Source organism: Streptomyces sp. BPTC-684 (assembly GCF_030028635.1).
GTDB lineage: Bacteria > Actinomycetota > Actinomycetes > Streptomycetales > Streptomycetaceae > Streptomyces > Streptomyces noboritoensis.
The window spans coordinates 5,990,209-6,008,478 of sequence record NZ_CP124863.1 but is presented as its reverse complement, the minus strand read 5'-3'; the positions used below and the strand labels follow the sequence as shown (position 1 = coordinate 6,008,478).

The following is an 18,270-nucleotide window of genomic DNA, read 5'->3' as shown; positions in this document are numbered from 1 at the left end:
GCCCGCCATGGCCTTCACCCCGGCCCCCATCCCCTCCCGCACCGAGTACGTGCTCGACGCGATCAAGCAGGCCATCCTCACCGGCAGGCTCTCTCCGGGGCAGGCACTCGTCGAGACCGATCTGGCCGCGCAGTTCGGCGTCTCCAAGACCCCGGTGCGGGAGGCGCTCAAGACGCTGGCGGGGACCGGGCTCGTGGTGCTGAACCAGTACAAGGGCGTGGCCGTGCGCGCCGTCGACGCGGACATGGCCCGCCAGGTCTACGACGTGCGCCTGCTGCTCGAACCCGAGGCGCTGCGCCGCACCGTCAGGCGCCTGGCGCCGCTGGACGCGGCCGAAGCCGCCCTGGACCGGGCCGACCGCGCATCCGACGCGGCCGAACGGGCCCTGGCCAACCGGCAGTTCCACCGCGCCCTGTATCTGCCCTGCGGCAACCCCCTGCTCACCCGGACGCTCGACGACATCCGCGACCAGGCCGCCCTGGTGGCGACGGCCGTCTGGGCCACCGAGCCGTCCTGGGAGCGGGAGGCCCGCGAGCACCGCGCGATCCTGCGGCTGGCGGTGGCCGGGGAGGCGGAGGGGGCGGCCGCCGCTCTGCGCGAGCACATCGGGTCCTTCGTCCGCCGCGCGTTCCCCGAAGGAGACAACGGAGTATGGCCGCACGCGAGTTCCCGGACCGCACCGCCGCTCGGAGCGCACTCGCCGATGTCGTGGCGATCCCCGTCACCCCGTTCACCGCTGACGGCGCCCTCGACACGGCCGCCCATCGCACCCTGATCCACCGGCTCCTCGACGGCGGTGTGCGCACCCTCACCCCCAACGGGAACACCGGCGAGTTCTACGCCCTCTCCCCCGACGAGCGCCGCGCCGTGACGGAGCTGACCGTCCAGGAGGCGGCGGGCCGGGCCTCGGTCCTGGCCGGGGTGGGCCTGGACGTCCCCACCGCCGTGGCCTCCGCGCGGCACGCCCGGGAGGCGGGCGCGCGGATGGTGATGGTGCACCAGCCGGTCCACCCGTACGTCTCCCCCGGCGGCTGGCTCGACTACCACCGCGCGATCGCGGACGCGGTGCCGGAGCTGGGGGTCGTGCCGTACGTCCGCGATCCCCTGCTCGACGGCGGACTCCTCGCGGAGCTGGGCGAGTCGTGCCCCAATGTGGTGGGGGTGAAGTACGCGGTGCCGGACGCGGCGCGGTTCGCCGCGGTCGCGCGGGACGCGGGCCTGGACCGCTTCGTGTGGGTGGCGGGCCTCGCCGAGCTGTACGCGCCCGCGTACTTCGCCATGGGCGCGACCGGCTTCACCTCCGGCCTGGTGAACGTGGCACCGCGCGTGTCGCTGGGGATGCTCGGCGCCCTGCGCGCCGGGGACTTCGCCGGCGCCATGAAGACCTGGGAGCGGATCCGCGGGTTCGAGGAGCTGCGCGCGGCCGCCCGCTCCGCCGACAACGTCTCGGTCGTGAAGGAGGCGCTCGCCTCGCTCGGACTGTGCCGGCGCGACGTCCGCCCGCCCGGCCGCGCCCTGCCCGAGGAGCGGCGCGCCGCGGTGGCCGCCCTGGTGGCCGGGTGGGAGCGGTGACGTTCGACCCCGAGCGGCTGCGCAGCCACCAGTGGTACGGCACCGACGGCCTGCGCTCCTTCAGCCACCGCGCCCGCACCCGCCAGCTCGGCTATCTGCCCGAGGAGCACCTGGGCAAGCCGGTGATCGCGATCCTCAACACCTGGTCGGACATCAACCCCTGCCACGTCCATCTGCGCGACCGCGCCCAGGCCGTCAAGCGCGGGGTGTGGCAGGCGGGCGGCTTCCCGCTGGAGTTCCCGGTGGCCACCCTCTCGGAGACCTTCCAGAAGCCCACGCCGATGCTCTACCGCAACCTCCTCGCCATGGAGACGGAGGAGCTCCTGCGCTCGTACCCGGTGGACGGCGCGGTGCTGATGGGCGGCTGCGACAAGTCGACGCCCGCGCTGCTGATGGGCGCGGCGAGCGCCGATCTGCCGACCGTATTCGTTCCCGCCGGGCCGATGCTGCCGGGCCACTGGCGCGACCAGGTCCTGGGCTCCGGCACGGACATGTGGAAGTACTGGGACGACAAGCGCGCCGGGCTGCTCGGCGACTGCGAACTGGCCGAGCTGGAGGGCGCCTTGGCCCGCTCCCCCGGCCACTGCATGACCATGGGCACGGCCTCCACACTGACTGCGGCCGCCGAGGCGCTGGGCATGACCGTCCCGGGCGCCTCCTCGATCCCGGCGGTCGACTCCGGGCACGACCGGATGGCCGCCGCGTCCGGGCTGCGGATCGTCGAACTCGTCCGCCGGGACGCGAAGCCGTCGAGGATCCTGACCCGCGAGGCGTACGAGGACGCCGTCACCACGGTCCTGGCGCTCGGCGGCTCCACCAACGCCGTGATCCACCTCATCGCGATGGCCGGGCGCTCCGGGGTGCGCCTCACCCTCGACGACTTCGACCGGATCGCGCGCACGGTCCCGGTGCTCGCGAACGTACGGCCCGGCGGGCGCCACCTCATGGAGGACTTCCACTTCGCGGGGGGCCTGCCGGGGCTGCTCTCCCGCCTCACCGACCTGCTCCACCTCGACCGCCCCACCGTCGCCCACACCACCCTGCGCGAGCAGCTGGCCGGGGCCCGGGTGCACGACGACGACGTGATCCGGCCGCGCGAGAGGGCCCTGGCGGCCGAGGGCGGTCTGGCGGTGCTGCGCGGGAACCTGTGCCCCGACGGCGCGGTGATCAAGCACATCGCGGCCGAGCCCCGGCTCCTGCGGCACACCGGCCCGGCCGTGGTCTTCGACGACTACCGCACGATGCAGCGCACGATCGACGACCCCGCGCTCGCGCTCACCCCCGACCACGTCCTGGTGCTGCGCGGCTCGGGCCCGCGCGGCGGCCCCGGCATGCCGGAGTACGGGATGCTGCCGATCCCGGACTATCTGCTGCGCCGGGGCGTGCGCGACATGCTGCGGATCTCCGACGCCCGGATGAGCGGCACGAGTTACGGGGCGTGCGTGCTGCACATCGCCCCCGAGTCGCATGTGGGCGGGCCGCTCGCGCTGGTGCGCACGGGCGACCCGATCACCCTCGACGTCGCGGCGCGCAGCCTCCGCGTAGAGGTGTCCGAGGCGGAGCTGGCCGGGCGCCGCGCCGCCTGGACGCCGCCCCCGCCCCGCTTCGAGCGGGGGTACGGCGCCCTCTACAGCGAGCAGATCACTCAGGCCGACACCGGCTGCGACTTCGCCTTCCTGGCCGCGCCGGGGCGGGTGCCCGACCCTTGCGCGGGCTGACGGGCCGGGTGCTCACCGGCTCTCGCGCAGCAGCTCGGCCAGAGCGCTGTCCATGTCGAGGTCCTGGTTCTCGACCTCGGCGGAGACGGCCGCGTAGGTGAGGAAGAGGAAGCGGCGCAGCGCCGCCGTGCCGAATTCGAGGAGCGCCAGGCCGTCCGGGGAGCGCAGCTCCACCATGGTCTGGGCCCGCCCGAGCGGCCATATGTGCACATCGCCGGTGCCGGCCGGGGCGCGCAGTCCCCGGTCGATGAGGTCGCGGGCGAAGACCCAGGTCACGCCCCCGTCGTGCAGGGAGACCTCGGGCGGGAAGATCATGCGGACGGCCAGGGGGTCGGAGCCGTCGTAGCTGAGGGTGACGGGGACGGGGACGCCGTGGGGTGCGTCGGTGACGAGGCGGGCCAGGACGGATTGTTCGACGGTGGTGGACATCGACTCGCTCCTTGCTGCCACTCCCGATCTGTGACCCGCATCACATCACCTCAATAGTCGCATATTCAACACCTTGCTTGGGATTTCGTGCGAAAACCCCGAATGGGGTCCCCCGGAGACGGGCCGGGGCCGGAAAGAGGGGGCCTGGCACCACCCCGGTCCGGGGCCCAGACCTCCTGACCGGGACCCCCGCCCGCACGGACGATCGTCGGCGACAGGTCGTACGAACGTGGAAGCAGGGGGCCAGGACATGAACGATCACACACGGCGGAACGTGCTGCGCGGCGCGGCGGGCGCGGCCGCGGGGGGACTGCTCGCCGCACGCGGCGGGGCGGTCGCGGCCGCCGCCGGACGCGGCACACCGCCCACACCGGCGCCGTCCGCCACGAGCCGGCCGTTCCTGCACGGGGCCTTCGCCCCCGTCACCGAAGAGCTCACCGCCTTCGACCTCCCCGTCACCGGCCGCATCCCGCGCTCGCTCAACGGGCGCTATCTGCGCACCGGCCCCAACGTGCTCGGCCTGGAGGACCCCCGGGCACACCACTGGATGCTGGGCGACGGCATGGTCCACGGGGTGCGGCTGCGGAACGGGCGGGCCGAGTGGTACCGCAACCGGTGGGTCCGCTCGGCCGCCGTCAGCGGCAAGCTGGGCGAGCCGCACCCCGGGCCCGTCCCCGAGGACGACTTCGCCTGCAACACCCACGTCATCCCGTACAAGGGCCGCATCCTCGCCCTGCAGGAGGGCGGACCGCTGCCGTACGAGCTGGACGGGGAACTGGGCACCCTGCGCCCGTACGACTTCCGCTCCACGCTGAGCGGCGCGTTCACCGCGCACACCAAGTACGACGCCCGCGCCGACGAGCTGCACGCCGTCGCCTACTACCCGACCTGGGACCACGTCCGCCATCTCGTGGTCGACCGGACCGGGCGGGTCGCCCGCACCACGCGGATCCCCGTCGCCGACAGCCCGATGATGCACGACTTCGCGCTCACCGAGCGGCACGTGGTCCTCTTCGACATCCCCGTCACCTTCGACGCGGCGGCGGCCGGGGCGGGCGCGCCCGTGCCGTACGTGTGGAACGACCGGCATCCGGCGCGGGTGGGCGTGCTGCCGCGTGCGGGCGGGGACGTGCGGTGGTTCGAGGTGGACCCGGTCTTCTACTCGCACACCCTCAACGCCTACGACGACGGGGACTCGGTGGTCGTCGACGTCACCACGTTCCCGGCGCCGTTCCTCGTCGCGGGGAAGGGCTCCGACGGGCCCACCGCGCTCGGCACCGCCTCACTGGACCGCTGGACCGTCGACCTGGCGCACGGCCGGGTCCGCACCCGGCGCCTCGACGACCGGCCGCAGGAGTTCCCGCGCGTCAACGAGGCACTGGTGTCCCGGCGCCACCGGTACGGGTACACGGCGGCCGCCGCCGAGATGTCCACCGCGTATCTGACGGCCGACAGCGTGCCACCGGACCGCTCCTTCGGCAACGCCCTGATCAAGCACGACTTCCTGCGCGGCACCTCGCAGCTGCACCGCCTGCCCCGTGGCGCCGCCGTCGGCGAGGCGGTGTTCGTGCCCGCGCACGGGCCCGACCCGGCCCCGGGGGCGGCGGAGGACGACGGCTACACACTGGCGTACGTCCACAATCCGGAGCGCGGCGCCGCCGATCTGCTGATCCTGGCGGCGCAGGACTTCACCGGCCGTCCGGTGGCCCGGGTCCATCTGCCGGGGCGGGTTCCGCTCGGTTTCCACGGCAGTTGGGTGGCGGACGCGTGAGCTCAGCCGAGCTGACTGAGCATGCCCATCACCGAGTTGACCGCACTGTGCAGTGAGGGGGCGGCGGCGGTGTCGGCGAAGTAGAAGCCGAAGGCCGCGCAGATCACGGCGTGCGAGACCTTGGTGCCGCCCTTGCGGCAGAGGAGGAACGCGCCCACGGCGAGCGCGAGCATCAGGGGAAAGTGCACGGAGGGCACGGTGTTTCACCTCGTGACCCCGAGTCTGTCGAGCACCGGCCCGCCGCGCAGGGCGGCGGCGGGCCGGTGGAAAGCACCTCCGCCACGCTACGGCCGTTGCTCACCCGTCGCCATACGGCCGGTCACCGGCCGTCATCGCCGCAGCTCGGGCGGGCCGGGGTCACACTGCGGTGGCGACGACCAGGCGGCAGCGGGGGCTGCCGTCGGGGCGCCGGCCGAGCTCGTCCAGCGCGTACAGGTCGACCCGGAACCCGGCACCGGCGAGTTCCCGCGTCACGTCCGCGAGCCCGAAGTCCCGGTAGTACATGACGAATCGGGGCCGCCACAGCGCGTTGCGCACCCGCATCGCGGTGTCGAAGCCGAGCAGCGCCCAGTAACCGAGGGAGCCGGGGCGGGCGGGCGCCGCGATCGGGAACGCGAAGCGGCCGCCGGGCGCGAGAACCGAGCGGACCTGCGAGAACAGGCCGGGCCGCTCGCCGGGCAGGAAGTGGCCGAACGCGCCGAAGCTCACGACCAGGTCGAAGGCGGCCGGTGCGAACGGCAGGGCGCGGACGTCGGCCCGGATCCAGTCGACGGCCTCGCGTGTACGGGCCCGCCCGACCGCCAGCATCCCGGCGCTGAAGTCGACCCCGGTGACCCGCTCTCGGCACACCGCGCGCAGCACCGGGATGCCCGCGCCGGTGCCGCAGCACAGGTCGAGCCCGCGCCCGAAGGGGCCGAGCTCGGAAAGGGTGCGCGTGACGGCGTCGAGGACCGGCCCCGGTGTGCGGTACGGAGTGTGGTCGAACTTCGGCGCAAGCAGGTCGTAGCCGTGCTCGACCGACGACAGCGCCTGGACGGCGAGTTCACGCAGCGTAGGGCCCTGGGAAGCGGACATCGACCTCAGCCTATAGCCTCGGAAAAGGTACCAATCGAGCGGATGGGGAGCCGCCGAGACGGGAGAAAGCCATCGTGAATTCCACTCTGACCCGCCGCTGCGCCCGGATGGCCGCGGCCGGTGCCCTGTCCGTGGCCCTGCTGGCCGGCGGATCCGCCGCGGTCGCCTCGGCCGCGAGCCCCACCCCGAAACCGTCGCCGAGCGGCAGCAAGTACGCGTCGGCGGCGCCGGGTTCGCTGACCATCAAGGCGAGCGTCACCGAGGCCAAGGTGGGTGACAAGGTCACCTTCACCGGCCGGTCCAAGGGGCTGTCCATCGGCAGCAAGGTCGTGCTCCAGCACAAGAAGGGGAGCAAGTGGACGACCCTGCGCGCCGACACCACCATCAAGCAGGGCAGCAGCTACTCCCTGGACTACAAGGTGAACACCAAGGGCAAGGAGGAGCTGCGGGTGATGGACGGCGCGACCGTCTCCCCGACGGTGACCGTCACCGTGAAGTGACGGCCACCGCGTCACCGCGGGCTAGTCGATCTTCAGCTCGCCCATCGCGCTCCACCCCGTCGCACCCTCGATCGTCGTGCTCACGATGTCGGGGGTGCGGCGCAGGAGCGGGCGCATCGTCTCCATGGCGGCCCGGAAGTGGTCGGAGTTCACGTGCGCCTCGCCCGTGCCGTCCTGGAAGGCCTCGACCAGCACATAGGTGCTCGGGTCCTCCACGCTGCGGGACCACTCGTACCAGAGGTTGCCCGGCTCGGCCCGGGTCGCGCGGGTGAAGTCCGCGACGTGCTGGGGCCACTCCTCGACGTATTCGGGCTTCACGGGGAACTTGACGACGATAAAGATCATTCCGTCATTCTATGCACGCTTTATTCGCTCGGCGGCCTGACCGGGCCGAGGGTAGGGTGGCCGCGCCCAGCTGTCATCCGGCCATGAAACCGCAGGTGAGACTCATTACCGCCCCTCCCCCCGACGCCATCGTCGCCCGGCTCCGCGCGGCCGGCTGTGTCTTCGCCGAGGACGAGGCCCAGTTGCTGGTCGCCACCGCCCGCACCCCGGCCGAGCTCGACGCCATGGTGGCGCGGCGCGCCGAGGGCCTGCCGCTCGAACACGTCCTGGGATGGGCCGAGTTCGGCGGTGTACGGGTCGCGGTGGACCCCGGCGTCTTCGTGCCCCGGCGCCGTACGGAGTTCCTGGTGGAGCAGGCCGTGGCGCTCGCTTCGGCGGGCGCGGTCGTGGTGGACCTGTGCTGCGGCTCGGGCGCGCTGGGTGCGGCCCTTGTGGCGGGGATCGGCCGGGCGGAGCTGCACGCGGCCGACATCGACCCGGCCGCCGTCGAGTGCGCCCGGCGCAATGTCGCCGCCGCCGGGGGCCGGGCCTACCGGGGCGATCTGTTCGACGCGCTCCCCGCCGGGCTGCGGGGCCGCGTGGACGTCCTGCTCGCCAATGTGCCGTACGTACCGAGCGAGGAGATCGAGCTGCTCCCCTCGGAGGCGCGCGTCCACGAGGCGCGTGTGGCGCTCGACGGCGGCGCCGACGGCCTGGACGTGCTGCGCCGGGTGACCGCCGAGGCGGCGCGGTGGCTGGCGCCCGGCGGTCGTCTGCTCTTCGAGACGAGCGAGCGCCAGGTGCCCTCGGCGCTCGCCGCGGTCACCGCGGGCGGTCTCGTCCCGCACGTGGCGACCTGCGAGGACCGGTACGCCACGGTCGTCGTCGCCACCCTGCCGGTCCCGGCCTGAGTCACGCCATCCAGAAGAAGACGGCCGTCATCCGGCTGTCCTCGACGGTGCTGCCCCAGTAGCCGGTCGCGGTGTGGATCATGTTGGCGTTGTAGAGGAGCAGCCGGTTGTAGCGGTGGGGGACGCGGACGTCCTCGGTGAAGGAGTCCGCCGGCACGAACCGGGTGCCGAGCGCCTCGACCAGGTTGGTGTGCGGGGCCGCGACCAGATTGCCGCCGAGACGGCCGCCGGGCAGGCTCTGCCGGTAGAAGCTGGTGCCGCAGTCCTTGGGCACGGCCGGGTTGAGGTAGAGCACGGCCGCGTACCGGCACAGCGCGCGCGAGTCGGTGTGCGGGCGCGGCTCGCTCTCGTCCCTGCCGACGACCTGGACGCAGTTGTGGTTGAGCGTGGCGCCGCCGGGCGCCTTCTGCAGCCACAGCTCGCGCGCCCCGGTGGCCTTCTTGACCAGCCGCTCCACCCGGGCGAGTTCGGCGGGCTCCAGGCCCGGCATGGTGCGCAGCCCCGGCCAGGTCTCGGGCTTGCGGGGGTATCCCTCGACCCAGTCGTCCTTGGCGAGGCAGCGCGCGCGGACCTCGTCGACGTTGGGCAGGACGTCGTCGAGGACCCAGTAGTCCCGGCCGCGGGTGGGTTTGCGGTACGGGAGGACCGGGAGCGCAGAGGGGTTGGGGGACATGCGGCCGAACTTACTTCCGTAACCCTGCGTCGCCGTCCGTGAGTTGGTCAACCTTGGTTCAAGGTGCGGTGAAGCCCCACTCGGTGACGAAGGGCGCATTGCGGGGACATCCCGGCGCGAGGTCCCCGCAATGGCAAAGGCCGGTCCATTTTCGTCCCAGGAGAGGGCCCCGGCGCAGGTCAGCCCTTGCGGCCGACGCCGCCGAACATGGCCACCTCGGCCGGCTCGTCCGTCGCGTCCTCGGGCCGCCAGCGCGAGCACGACAGCACGCCGGGCTCCAGGACCTCCAGGCCGTCGAAGAAGCGGGCGGTCTGCTCGGGGGTGCGCTGGGTGAGCTTGGGGGTGCCGTGCTCGTTCCAGAACGCCACCGCCTGGTCGACGTCCGGCATCTCGGGGTGGGTCACCGTGTGCGACAGGACCAGGTAGCTGCCCGGGGCCAGCTTGTCCATCAGCTTGCGCACCAGGCCGTACGCCTGGGCGTCGTCCTCGATGAAGATCACCACGCCGAGCAGCATCAGCGCGACCGGCCGGCTCAAGTCCAGCGTCTTGGCCGCGTGTTCCAGGATGCTGTCCACGTCGCGCAGGTCCGCGTCGAGGTAGTCGGTCCGCCCCTCGGGCGTGCTGGTCAGCAGCGCGCGGGCGTGGGCGAGCACCAGCGGGTCGTTGTCGACGTAGACGATCCGGGCCTCGGGCGCGATGCGCTGCGCCACCTCGTGGGTGTTGTCGGCGGTGGGCAGGCCGGTGCCGATGTCGAGGAACTGCCGGATGCCCCGGTCGGCCACCAGGTGGCGCACGGCGCGGCCGAGGAAGAGCCGGTCCGCGCGCGCGTAGTCGCCGATGCCGGGGTGGAGCTGGCGGATCTGGTCGCCGACCGCGCGGTCGACCTCGTAGTTGTCCTTGCCGCCGAGCCAGTAGTTCCAGATCCGGGCCGTGTGCGGCTGTGAGGTGTTGATTCTGCTCCGAACGTGCTCGGGAGCATCGAGGTGGGCCGGGTTCTCGGTCACGGGCGTCGTCTCCTGGGGCCTGGTGGAACTGTCAATGATCAGCCTAGATGGCCAAGTTGACCCGCGTCCCGGAACTCAGCCGTCCGGTGTCCCGGACGGGCGGGTGTCCGGATGACGTCATCGGCGCGCCTGACGCGTCCAGGGGCGAAGTCACCCCCAGTCTCATACGATCATGGCTGAACGGTTCCGCTCCTCAGCCACCCCCGTATCCAGGAGGTCAACCGTGACCAGGACGGCTCACCGTATCCGCAATCTGACCACCGCCGCAGCCGCTACGGCCGGGCTGCTGCTCGTCGCCACCGGCTGCTCGTCGGGCGGTGGTGGCGCCGGGGAGGCCGCGGGCGGGGTGCCGGTGGTCAAGAAGGGCAAGCTGACCACCTGCACCCACCTGCCGTATCCGCCGTTCCAGTCGGAGCAGAACGGCAAGGTCGTGGGCTTCGACGTGTCCCTGATCGACCTCGTCGCCAAGAACCTCAAGGTCGAACAGAAGATCCTCGACACTCCGTTCGAGAACTTCAAGACCGGTGCCTTCCTCAACTCCGGCGAGTGCGACCTCGCCGCCGCCGGCATGACCATCACCGACGAGCGCAAGAAGAACGTCGACTTCTCCGTCCCCTACTTCGACGCCACCCAGGCGCTCCTCGCCACCAAGAAGAGCGGGATCACCTCGCTGGCCGACCTCAAGGCCAAGGGCAGGAAGCTCGGCGCCCAGGCCGAGACCACCGGCGAGAGCTACGCCACGGGCAAGGGCTTCAATCCGGTCGCCTTCGAGAGCTCCGACGCGGTGATCAACGGTCTGCGCACCGGCCAGGTGGACGCCGTGGTGATCGACTACCCGGTGGTCCAGGGCTGGCTCAAGGACAAGGCCAACGCCGACCAGTTCGCCCTGGTGGAGAACATCTCGACCGGCGAGCAGTACGGCTTCTCGGTCAAGAAGGGCAACACGAAGCTGCTCGCCGCCATCGACAAGGCCATCACCGACGCCAAGGCGGACGGCACGTACAAGAAGATCTACGAACAGTGGATCGGACCGCTGCCCAAGGCCCAGTCGTGACCTCGCGCCTGACGAGGCGTCAACGAAGGCGCGTCTCGCAGGGCATCCAGTACGCGGTCTTCGTCGGGGTGCTGGTCACCATCGGGGTCCTCGCCGACTGGGACCGGCTGCAGAACCAGTTCGCGCAGACCGACCTGATCGGCAAGCTGTTCCCGGACATCATCACCATCGCCCTGCGCAACACCGTGGTGTACACGCTCTCCGGCTTCGCCTTCGGCCTGGTGCTCGGTCTGGTGGTCGCGCTGATGCGGCTCTCGTCCGTGGCGCCCTACCGCTGGGTGGCGGGCATCTACATCGAGCTGTTCCGGGGGCTGCCCGCCCTGCTGATCTTCATCTTCGTGGGCGTGGCGGTGCCGCTGGCCTTCCCCGGCACGGAGATCCCCGGCGGTACGTACGGAAAGGTCGCCCTCGGGCTCGGTCTGGTCGCCGCGGCCTACATGGCCGAGACCATCAGGGCGGGCATCCAGGCCGTGCCCAAGGGCCAGATGGAGGCGGCCCGCTCGCTGGGGTTCTCGCACGCCCGGGCCATGGTGTCGGTGATCATCCCGCAGGCGTTCCGGATCGTCATCCCGCCGCTGACCAACGAACTGGTGCTGCTCTTCAAGGACTCCTCGCTCGTGCTGTTCCTCGGGGTCACCCTGGAGGAGCGGGAGCTGACCAAGTACGGCAGGGACCTGGCCAGCCAGAGCGCCAACTCCACCCCGATCCTGGTCGCCGGGCTCTGCTACCTGATGGTGACCGTGCCCCTGAGCTTCGTGGTGCGCCGCCTCGAAGCCCGCGCCGACCGGGCGAGGTGAGGAAGCGATGCCACAGAACGAGATCGAGATCCGCGCTCTGCGCAAGTCGTTCGGGGACAACGAGGTGCTGCGCGGCATCGACCTGGAGGTCGCCCGGGGCGAGGTGGTGTGCGTCATCGGCCCCTCGGGGTCGGGCAAGTCGACGCTGCTGCGCTGTGTGAACCTCCTGGAGGAGCCGAGCGCGGGCCAGGTGTTCGTCGGCGGCACCGAGGTCACCGACCTGGACGTCGACATCGACGCGGTGCGCCGCCGCATCGGCATGGTCTTCCAGCAGTTCAACCTCTTCCCGCACATCACGGTCACCGAGAACCTGGTCCTGCCGCAGCGCCGGGTGCTGCGCCGGGACAAGGCGAAGGCGGCCGCCGTGGCCCGGGAGAACCTGGACCGGGTCGGGCTCGCCGAGAAGGCGGACGCCTATCCGGCGCAGCTCTCCGGCGGGCAGCAGCAGCGCGTCGCCATCGCCCGGGCGCTCGCCATGGGCCCCGAGGTGATGCTCTTCGACGAGCCGACCTCGGCGCTCGACCCCGAACTCGTCGGGGACGTCCTCGCGGTGATGCGGGTGCTCGCGGGCGAGGGCATGACGATGATGGTGGTCACCCATGAGATGAGCTTCGCCCGGGAGGTCGCGGACCGGGTGGTGTTCATGGACGGCGGCGTCATCGTCGAGCAGGGCCCGGCCGCGCAGGTCGTGGGCGCCCCGCGCGAGGAGCGGACCAGGAACTTCCTCAACCGCATCCTGGACCCGGCGGCGGAGGCCCGCCCGACCTCGCACCTGCCGCCGCAGGACGAACCCGGCTGACCTGTGGTGCCCGCCCCCGGCTTCCCGGGGGCGGGCACCGCGCACTCAGGGCGTCACGATGCCGCGGCCTTCATCTTGTGCGTGAAGACCCAGGTCGCGATGGACTCACCGAGCGTCAACCCGTCGCTCGCGTCCCACGGGTAGTGCACGCCGAGCCAGATCCTGCTGTCCGCGTTCTCGCGCGCGGCCTGGCTGAAGCTGGTGAACGTGCGGGTCTTGACCGGGGACTTCGGGTCGTCGGTCGAGGCGGTGAAGGCGATGTTGTCGCTCTTGAAGTACTGCCGCATGATCCCCGCCCATGCGGCACCGAACGCGGAGTGCCCCGAGGCCCAGGCCGGGAAGCACGGCGTGTTGCCCGACAGCGGCTTCCAGGCCGTGTCCCCCAGGCCCTCGCGGATCGCCGAGACGGGCCGCCAGAGGTCGATCGGCGTCTGGTACTTCACGTCCCACTCGGCGATGGCCGCGTCCGCCATGGCCACCGAGACCAGCGCGAAGAGCCGGGCGTTCTGATACGGCGTCAGGCCGCGGTCCCGCGCCACCCGCGCGGTGATGTCGAGCAGCTGCCCCGGCGGCTTGTAGGTGCCGTTGGCGTCATTGGCCCAGAACCAGGCCGCCGCCGTCTGGTCCGTGGTACGAGCGGTGGAGTTGGCCGCGCCGAGTGTGCGCACCTTCTCGACCTGGTCGGCGTAGGCCGGGCTGGCGAGCAGGCTCTCGTACGAGGCGTACTGGCCCGGTGTCGACGGCCGGAACTGCGAACCGGAGGTCAGCGCCCACGGCTTGACCTTGCCCCACTCGGGGTTCGCCGCCTGGCCGCCCTGGCTGCAGCCGGGGTCCGGCAGGTCCGGGTAGCTGGTGGGCCGCCAGGCGCCGGGCTTGCCGTCCGGGGTGTAGACGGTCTGGTCGGTGGAGCCGTCCGCGTTGCGGAAGTTCCACATGTTGGTGACCATCGTGTTGACCACGGTGACGTCGAGGAGGTCGAAGTCGGTGGGCTTGGTGCCGAACCGCTCGACGAACTTGTTGTCGAGATACGTGGTCTGGTCGGGGAAGAGCTTGAGCAGGATGTTGTAGGCGGTGCGCCCGATCACCCGCTCCTCCTCGCCCGGACCCTCCAGCCACCCCGCGTAGTTGACCGCCTGGAGATAGGGGTCGGACGTCATGGTGTGCCACTTGAGCTGGTACGAGCTCTCGGCGTCGTAGATCGCCGCGTTCATCTCGGCGGCGGCCCGGGAGAGCGGGCCCGGGGGGCCGCCGGCCGTCTTGATCGCGCCGAGCAGCACGTTGTTCCAGTACTGCACCGGGTCGCCGGTGTAGTTGGGGGCCGCGGAGGCCGACTGGGGTGTGAGCGCGAGTGCGCCGGCGGCCGTGGCGAACACCGTCGCCAGGGTCACCGCCTTGGCGCGTATGCCGCCGCGTCTTCTCTTCTCGCGAATCCGGAGCATGTGGAACAGATCCTCTCTACCGGTGCGTCCATGAGGTGGTGCGGTGGTGCTGAGGTGCTCTGCGTTCCGCGCCGCAATCTAGGGGCCGGGGGCTCGGTACCGCATCCGGCAGGCGTATGACATGGGCCGTCATCCCTGGGGCGCAGATCACGCAGACCGTAAACTCTGGCGGTATACCGCCGGTAAGGCGCCGCTCACCGCAGGGCGTGAAAGTGGGTGGATAGGTAGAATTCACCCCATGGGAGAGCGGTCTGCCGCACCGACAGCGCCCGAGCTCGTCCTGGAGACCGACACCGGCTCCACGGTGATGAGTCCGAGCCGGGACTACCACGTAGGGCGCGACCCCCTCAGCGAGATCGTCATCGACGACGCCCGTGTCTCCTGGCACCACGCGGTGCTGCGCGTGGCGGGCGGCCACTGGACGGTCGAGGACGAGGGCAGCACCAACGGCACGTACGCCGACGGCCGCCGCGTCCACGAGTGGGGCGTCGGTCCCGGCAGCGTCATCCGGTTCGGCAGCCCCGCCGACGGCCCCCGTGCCGTCCTGGTGGGCCGCGCCCCGCCGCCGGTCCGCGCCCCGGAGCGGCTGTCCGCCGTGTCCATGCCGTCCGCGACCGGCGCCTTCCGGCAGCCCACCTCGGTACGGCCGCTGCCCGCCCGTACCGTACGGATCGGCCGCGCCCCCGACAACGACCTGGTCGTCGACGATCTGGTCGTCTCGCGCCGGCACGCCGAACTGCGCGCCCTGCCCGACGGCGGCTACGAGATCGTCGACCTCGGCAGCCACAACGGCACCTTCCTCAACGGCCAGCCCGTCGCCCGCGCCCGGGTCTCCCCGGGCGACATCGTCGGCGTCGGCCACTCGGCGTTCTGCCTGGTCGGGGACGAGCTCCAGGAGTACGTCGACACCGGCGAGGTCTCGCTCGACGTCCAGGACCTCACGGTCGCCGTCGACCGGGGCCGCAAGACCCTGCTCGACCAGGTGTCGTTCCCGGTCGGCGAGAAGTGCCTGCTCGCCGTGGTGGGCCCGAGCGGCGCCGGGAAGTCCACCCTGCTCAACGCCCTGACCGGACTGCGCCCCGCCGACCGGGGCACGGTCCTCTACGACGGCCGCGACCTCTACCGGGACTACGCGGAGCTGCGCCAGCGCATCGGTCTTGTCCCCCAGGACGACATCCTGCACGCCCAGCTCACCGTGCGCCGGGCGCTCGGCTACGCCGCCGAACTGCGCTTCCCGCAGGACACCGCCAGGTCCGAGCGCCGCGCCCGGGTCGACGAGGTGATCGGCGAGCTCGGTCTCGAACAGCGCGCGGGCCAGCCCATCCACAGCCTCTCCGGCGGCCAGCGCAAACGCGTGAGCGTCGCCCTGGAGCTGCTGACCAAGCCGTCGCTGCTCTTCCTCGACGAGCCCACCTCCGGGCTCGACCCGGGCATGGACCGCTCGGTGATGCACATGCTGCGCGGCCTCGCGGACGACGGCCGCACCGTCATCGTGGTCACCCACAGCGTCCTCAGCCTCGACGTCTGCGACCGGATCCTCGTCCTGGCCCCCGGCGGGCACATCGCCTACTACGGGCCGCCCCGCGACACCCTGGGCTTCTTCGGCTTCGGGGAGTGGCCGGAGGCGTTCGAGGCCTTCGAGCGGGACCGCGAGCGGGACTGGGCGGGCGAGTACGCCCGCTCGCCCTTCCACCAGCGGTACGTGGTCGGCTCCAGCGCCCAGCCGCACCTCGACCGGGGCGCCGCCGCCCGGGTCGTGGGCCCGCCGCCCAAGGCGCAGAGCTGGGGCGCCCAGCTGGGCACCCTGGTGCGCCGGTACGCGGCCGCGCTCGGCGCCGACCGGACCTTCCTCGCCATCATGATCGCGCTGCCCTTCGTGATGGGCGCCATGGCGCGGGCGCTGGCGGGCAGCAAGCTGACCCAGGAGACGGCGATGAACGCGCTGCTGATCCTGTGCGTCGGCGGTGTGCTCACGGGCGCGGCCAACGCGGTACGGGAGCTGGTCAAGGAGCGGGTGATCTACCAGCGGGAACGGGCCGTCGGCCTGTCCAGATCGGCGTATCTGATGTCCAAGGTGGTGGTCCTGGGGACGATCACCGTGCTCCAGGCCGTCGTCCTGACGCTGGTGGCGCTGCTCGGCGTCGATCTGGGCGCTCCGGGCGGCAAGGGCGTGGTGATGCCGCCGCTGGTGGAGATCACGGTGGCGGTGGCGCTGCTCGCGTTCACGGCGATGATGCTCGGCCTGCTCGTCTCGGCGCTGGTGCGCAAGGAGGAGGTGACGATGCCGCTGCTCGTGCTGCTCGCCATCGTCCAAGTGGTGTTCTGCGGCGCGCTGTTGAAGCTGCACGGCGTCCCGGGCATCGAGCAGCTGGCCTGGCTGGTCCCGTCGCGGTGGGCGCTCGGCGGGATGGCGGGCACGATCGGGCTCTCCAGGATCGTGCCGGGCGAGCTGACGGGCGACCCGCTGTTCAAGCACGAGACGGGCGTGTGGCTGCTCAACATGGGCATGCTGGTGGCCCTTTCGGTGCTCTTCGGCTACCTGGTGGCCCGGCTGCTGCGGCGGCACGAGCCCGCCGTGATGCGGAAGTAGGCGGCCGCGATGAGCGCTCCCGTGGACTTCCGTCCCACCCATGTCGTCCCTCCCGGCGGACTGGCCGCCTGGGAGAGCCCGGACACCGGGCGCCCCACGGTGCCGCTGGACGCGCTGCTGCCGGTGCAGCTGATCGACCGGCGGGGCGACTGGGCCCGGATCCTGTGCGCCAACGCCTGGTCGGCGTGGGTCGACGGCCGCCTCCTGGTCACCGTTCCGCAGGGGCCGCCGGTGCCGGGCGCGCCCCTTGCCCGTACGGCCGACCCGCGTCCGCTCCTCGCCCGGGTCCAGGACATGCTGAGCCGCTACCGCAGCGCGGCGGAGGACCTGGCCGCGGGCCGCCTCGACGGCGGGACGTTCCGGCAGCGCACCCAGGGGCTGCGGGCCGGGATGGTCGTCGACGGCGAGGCGGTGTGGCTGTACGACGCGGAGCACGAGCGGTGGGTGTACTGCGACGGGACGCGGCTGAGCACGTTCGCGGCGTCCGGGCCGCCGTCCGGTGCGCGCGCGGGCGCGGTGCCGCCCGACGAGGGCCCCGAAGCCGCGCCGTACGACGCGACCCGGGTGGTGGGCCCGGGCGGCGACGGGCCCGGTGGCCGGCCCGGTGACGGCTGATGGCACCCGAGAGCGACCTGTACGCCGGGCGCCCCTCCGATCTGGTCGGGCGGCGGATCGCCGGGTACCGGATCGAGAGCGAGATCGGGCGCGGCGGGATGGCCGTGGTCTACCGGGCCCGCGATCTGCGCCTTGAACGGACGGTCGCGCTGAAGCTGCTCGCCCCCGAACTCGCCCGCAACGACACGTTCCGGCAGCGCTTCACGCACGAGTCGCGGGTGGCCGCCGCGATCGACCACCCGCACATCGTGCCGGTCTTCGAGGCCGGGGAGACCGACGGGGTCCTGTACATCGCCATGCGGTACGTCGCCGGGCGCGATCTGCGGGCGCTGCTCGACCAGGAGGGCCCGCTGCCGGTCGCCACGGCGGCCAGGATCGCGGCCCAGGTGGCGTCCGCGCTGGACGCCGCCCACGAGCACGACCTCGTACACCGGGACGTGAAGCCGGGCAACATCCTGGTGGCCCGGGGCACCGACAGCGACCACCCCGAGCACGTCTACCTCACCGACTTCGGGCTGACGAAGAAGTCGCTGTCGCTGACCGGGTTCACCACGGTCGGCCAGTTCGTCGGCACGCTCGACTACGTGGCGCCGGAGCAGATCTCCGGCCGCCCGGTGGACGGCCGCTGCGACGTCTACAGCCTCGCGTGCGTGGTCTACGAGACGATGGCGGGCGCCCCGCCGTTCCAGCGCGACGACGACATGGCACTGCTGTGGGCCCACCAGTACGACCAGCCGCCCGCGCTGACCGAGAAGCGCCCCGACGTCGCCGCCGGGGTCGACGCCGTGATGGCGAAGGCACTGGCCAAGCTCCCGGACGACCGGTACGACTCGTGCCTGGCGTTCGTGGCCGCACTGCGCGAGGCGGCGAAGGGCGTGGGTCCGGGAGGCCATCCCCCGACGCGGGTGGATCTGCGGGTGGCGGGCGCACCGGAGCCACCCGGACCCCCGCCCGAGCCACCGGAGTGGGCGCGGCCGGTGTTTCCGGGGGCGCGGTGAGG

Annotated in this window: 19 protein-coding genes; 12 read left to right on the top strand and 7 right to left on the bottom strand. The window is 72.2% G+C overall.

Annotation, left to right across the window (positions count from 1 at the left end):
• The first annotated feature begins 7 nt into the window (after nucleotides 1-7).
• Genes QIY60_RS26765 through araD form a run of 3 tightly spaced genes read left to right on the top strand, consistent with a single transcriptional unit; the run spans nucleotide 8 to nucleotide 3,290 of the window.
• Nucleotides 8-775 carry a GntR family transcriptional regulator gene (locus tag QIY60_RS26765; protein ID WP_283144736.1) on the top strand — a complete coding sequence of 256 codons (768 nt, stop codon included), beginning with the start codon at nucleotides 8-10 and terminating at the stop codon, nucleotides 773-775.
• Nucleotides 709-1,572, top strand: a complete 864-nt coding sequence (locus QIY60_RS26760; RefSeq protein ID WP_283146081.1) for a dihydrodipicolinate synthase family protein — start codon at nucleotides 709-711, stop codon at nucleotides 1,570-1,572. Before QIY60_RS26765 ends, QIY60_RS26760 begins: the two co-directional genes overlap by 67 nt.
• Nucleotides 1,569-3,290: an L-arabinonate dehydratase gene (araD, locus tag QIY60_RS26755; RefSeq protein ID WP_283144735.1), complete on the top strand. Its 1,722-nt coding sequence runs from the start codon at nucleotides 1,569-1,571 to the stop codon at nucleotides 3,288-3,290. Before QIY60_RS26760 ends, araD begins: the two co-directional genes overlap by 4 nt.
• 12 nt (nucleotides 3,291-3,302) lie before the next feature.
• Here the strand turns inward: araD and QIY60_RS26750 are convergent, their stop codons facing one another.
• A complete protein-coding gene (locus tag QIY60_RS26750) occupies nucleotides 3,303-3,719 on the bottom strand; it encodes an SsgA family sporulation/cell division regulator (RefSeq protein ID WP_283144734.1) in 417 nt (138 codons plus the stop codon).
• Nucleotides 3,720-3,969: 250 nt separating this feature from the next.
• Here QIY60_RS26750 and QIY60_RS26745 point away from each other — a divergent pair, with 250 nt between their 5' ends.
• Nucleotides 3,970-5,490, top strand: coding sequence for a carotenoid oxygenase family protein (locus QIY60_RS26745; RefSeq protein ID WP_283144733.1), 1,521 nt, complete (start codon nucleotides 3,970-3,972; stop codon nucleotides 5,488-5,490).
• Nucleotides 5,491-5,492: 2 nt separating this feature from the next.
• On the opposite strand, the gene QIY60_RS26740 is transcribed toward QIY60_RS26745, so the two are convergent.
• Together QIY60_RS26740 and QIY60_RS26735 are read right to left on the bottom strand one after the other, a co-directional pair.
• The gene (locus QIY60_RS26740; RefSeq protein WP_349253989.1) at nucleotides 5,493-5,663 is read right to left on the bottom strand and encodes a DUF2304 domain-containing protein; all 171 of its coding nucleotides are present in this window, start codon (nucleotides 5,661-5,663) and stop codon (nucleotides 5,493-5,495) included.
• Nucleotides 5,664-5,847: 184 nt separating this feature from the next.
• Nucleotides 5,848-6,564 (bottom strand): class I SAM-dependent methyltransferase, encoded by a 717-nt coding sequence (locus QIY60_RS26735; protein ID WP_283144731.1) that lies wholly within the window; start codon nucleotides 6,562-6,564, stop codon nucleotides 5,848-5,850.
• A gap of 74 nt (nucleotides 6,565-6,638) precedes the next feature.
• On the opposite strand from QIY60_RS26735, the gene QIY60_RS26730 reads away from it, so the two are divergent.
• Nucleotides 6,639-7,064 carry a hypothetical protein gene (locus QIY60_RS26730; protein WP_283144730.1) on the top strand — a complete coding sequence of 142 codons (426 nt, stop codon included), beginning with the start codon at nucleotides 6,639-6,641 and terminating at the stop codon, nucleotides 7,062-7,064.
• A 21-nt stretch (nucleotides 7,065-7,085) separates the two neighbouring features.
• On the opposite strand, the gene QIY60_RS26725 is transcribed toward QIY60_RS26730, so the two are convergent.
• A complete protein-coding gene (locus tag QIY60_RS26725) occupies nucleotides 7,086-7,409 on the bottom strand; it encodes a putative quinol monooxygenase (protein WP_283144729.1) in 324 nt (107 codons plus the stop codon).
• 95 nt (nucleotides 7,410-7,504) lie between these two features.
• Here QIY60_RS26725 and QIY60_RS26720 point away from each other — a divergent pair, with 95 nt between their 5' ends.
• On the top strand, nucleotides 7,505-8,299 hold the full coding sequence (locus QIY60_RS26720; RefSeq protein WP_283144728.1) for a putative protein N(5)-glutamine methyltransferase: 795 nt from the start codon (nucleotides 7,505-7,507) through the stop codon (nucleotides 8,297-8,299).
• A gap of 1 nt (nucleotide 8,300) precedes the next feature.
• On the opposite strand, the gene QIY60_RS26715 is transcribed toward QIY60_RS26720, so the two are convergent.
• Nucleotides 8,301-8,972, bottom strand: coding sequence for a DUF6445 family protein (locus QIY60_RS26715; RefSeq protein WP_283144727.1), 672 nt, complete (start codon nucleotides 8,970-8,972; stop codon nucleotides 8,301-8,303).
• Between the two features lie 179 nt (nucleotides 8,973-9,151).
• A complete protein-coding gene (locus tag QIY60_RS26710) occupies nucleotides 9,152-9,976 on the bottom strand; it encodes an SAM-dependent methyltransferase (RefSeq protein ID WP_283144726.1) in 825 nt (274 codons plus the stop codon).
• A 223-nt stretch (nucleotides 9,977-10,199) separates the two neighbouring features.
• On the opposite strand from QIY60_RS26710, the gene QIY60_RS26705 reads away from it, so the two are divergent.
• The 3 genes from QIY60_RS26705 to QIY60_RS26695 are packed head-to-tail and all read left to right on the top strand — an operon-like array spanning nucleotide 10,200 to nucleotide 12,626.
• Nucleotides 10,200-11,030, top strand: coding sequence for a transporter substrate-binding domain-containing protein (locus QIY60_RS26705; protein ID WP_283144725.1), 831 nt, complete (start codon nucleotides 10,200-10,202; stop codon nucleotides 11,028-11,030).
• Nucleotides 11,027-11,827, top strand: a complete 801-nt coding sequence (locus QIY60_RS26700) for an amino acid ABC transporter permease (protein ID WP_229848722.1) — start codon at nucleotides 11,027-11,029, stop codon at nucleotides 11,825-11,827. The genes QIY60_RS26705 and QIY60_RS26700 overlap by 4 nt, the downstream gene beginning before the upstream one ends.
• A gap of 7 nt (nucleotides 11,828-11,834) precedes the next feature.
• Nucleotides 11,835-12,626, top strand: a complete 792-nt coding sequence (locus QIY60_RS26695) for an amino acid ABC transporter ATP-binding protein (RefSeq protein ID WP_283144724.1) — start codon at nucleotides 11,835-11,837, stop codon at nucleotides 12,624-12,626.
• Nucleotides 12,627-12,679: 53 nt separating this feature from the next.
• Here the strand turns inward: QIY60_RS26695 and QIY60_RS26690 are convergent, their stop codons facing one another.
• The gene (locus QIY60_RS26690; RefSeq protein ID WP_283144723.1) at nucleotides 12,680-14,065 is read right to left on the bottom strand and encodes a vanadium-dependent haloperoxidase; all 1,386 of its coding nucleotides are present in this window, start codon (nucleotides 14,063-14,065) and stop codon (nucleotides 12,680-12,682) included.
• Nucleotides 14,066-14,303: 238 nt separating this feature from the next.
• Between QIY60_RS26690 and QIY60_RS26685 the strand changes: the two genes are divergently transcribed.
• From QIY60_RS26685 to QIY60_RS26675, 3 genes are read left to right on the top strand one after another with little or no spacing between them, the layout of a single operon-like run.
• Complete coding sequence (locus QIY60_RS26685; RefSeq protein ID WP_283144722.1) at nucleotides 14,304-16,655, top strand: FHA domain-containing protein; 2,352 nt, start codon at nucleotides 14,304-14,306, stop codon at nucleotides 16,653-16,655.
• A gap of 9 nt (nucleotides 16,656-16,664) precedes the next feature.
• On the top strand, nucleotides 16,665-17,270 hold the full coding sequence (locus QIY60_RS26680; RefSeq protein WP_283144721.1) for a hypothetical protein: 606 nt from the start codon (nucleotides 16,665-16,667) through the stop codon (nucleotides 17,268-17,270).
• A complete protein-coding gene (locus tag QIY60_RS26675; protein ID WP_283144720.1) occupies nucleotides 17,270-18,268 on the top strand; it encodes a serine/threonine-protein kinase in 999 nt (332 codons plus the stop codon). Before QIY60_RS26680 ends, QIY60_RS26675 begins: the two co-directional genes overlap by 1 nt.
• Nucleotides 18,269-18,270 lie beyond the last annotated feature (2 nt).

Coding starts and splice junctions, on each gene's coding strand:
- QIY60_RS26765 (WP_283144736.1), top strand. CDS start 8: ATGGCCTTCACCCCGGCCCCCATCCCCTCCCGCACCGAGTACGTGCTC.
- QIY60_RS26750 (WP_283144734.1), bottom strand. CDS start 3,719: ATGTCCACCACCGTCGAACAATCCGTCCTGGCCCGCCTCGTCACCGAC.
- QIY60_RS26745 (WP_283144733.1), top strand. CDS start 3,970: ATGAACGATCACACACGGCGGAACGTGCTGCGCGGCGCGGCGGGCGCG.
- QIY60_RS26740 (WP_349253989.1), bottom strand. CDS start 5,663: ATGCTCGCGCTCGCCGTGGGCGCGTTCCTCCTCTGCCGCAAGGGCGGC.
- QIY60_RS26735 (WP_283144731.1), bottom strand. CDS start 6,564: ATGTCCGCTTCCCAGGGCCCTACGCTGCGTGAACTCGCCGTCCAGGCG.
- QIY60_RS26725 (WP_283144729.1), bottom strand. CDS start 7,409: ATGATCTTTATCGTCGTCAAGTTCCCCGTGAAGCCCGAATACGTCGAG.
- QIY60_RS26715 (WP_283144727.1), bottom strand. CDS start 8,972: ATGTCCCCCAACCCCTCTGCGCTCCCGGTCCTCCCGTACCGCAAACCC.
- QIY60_RS26695 (WP_283144724.1), top strand. CDS start 11,835: ATGCCACAGAACGAGATCGAGATCCGCGCTCTGCGCAAGTCGTTCGGG.
- QIY60_RS26690 (WP_283144723.1), bottom strand. CDS start 14,065: ATGCTCCGGATTCGCGAGAAGAGAAGACGCGGCGGCATACGCGCCAAG.
- QIY60_RS26685 (WP_283144722.1), top strand. CDS start 14,304: ATGGGAGAGCGGTCTGCCGCACCGACAGCGCCCGAGCTCGTCCTGGAG.
- QIY60_RS26680 (WP_283144721.1), top strand. CDS start 16,665: ATGAGCGCTCCCGTGGACTTCCGTCCCACCCATGTCGTCCCTCCCGGC.
- QIY60_RS26675 (WP_283144720.1), top strand. CDS start 17,270: ATGGCACCCGAGAGCGACCTGTACGCCGGGCGCCCCTCCGATCTGGTC.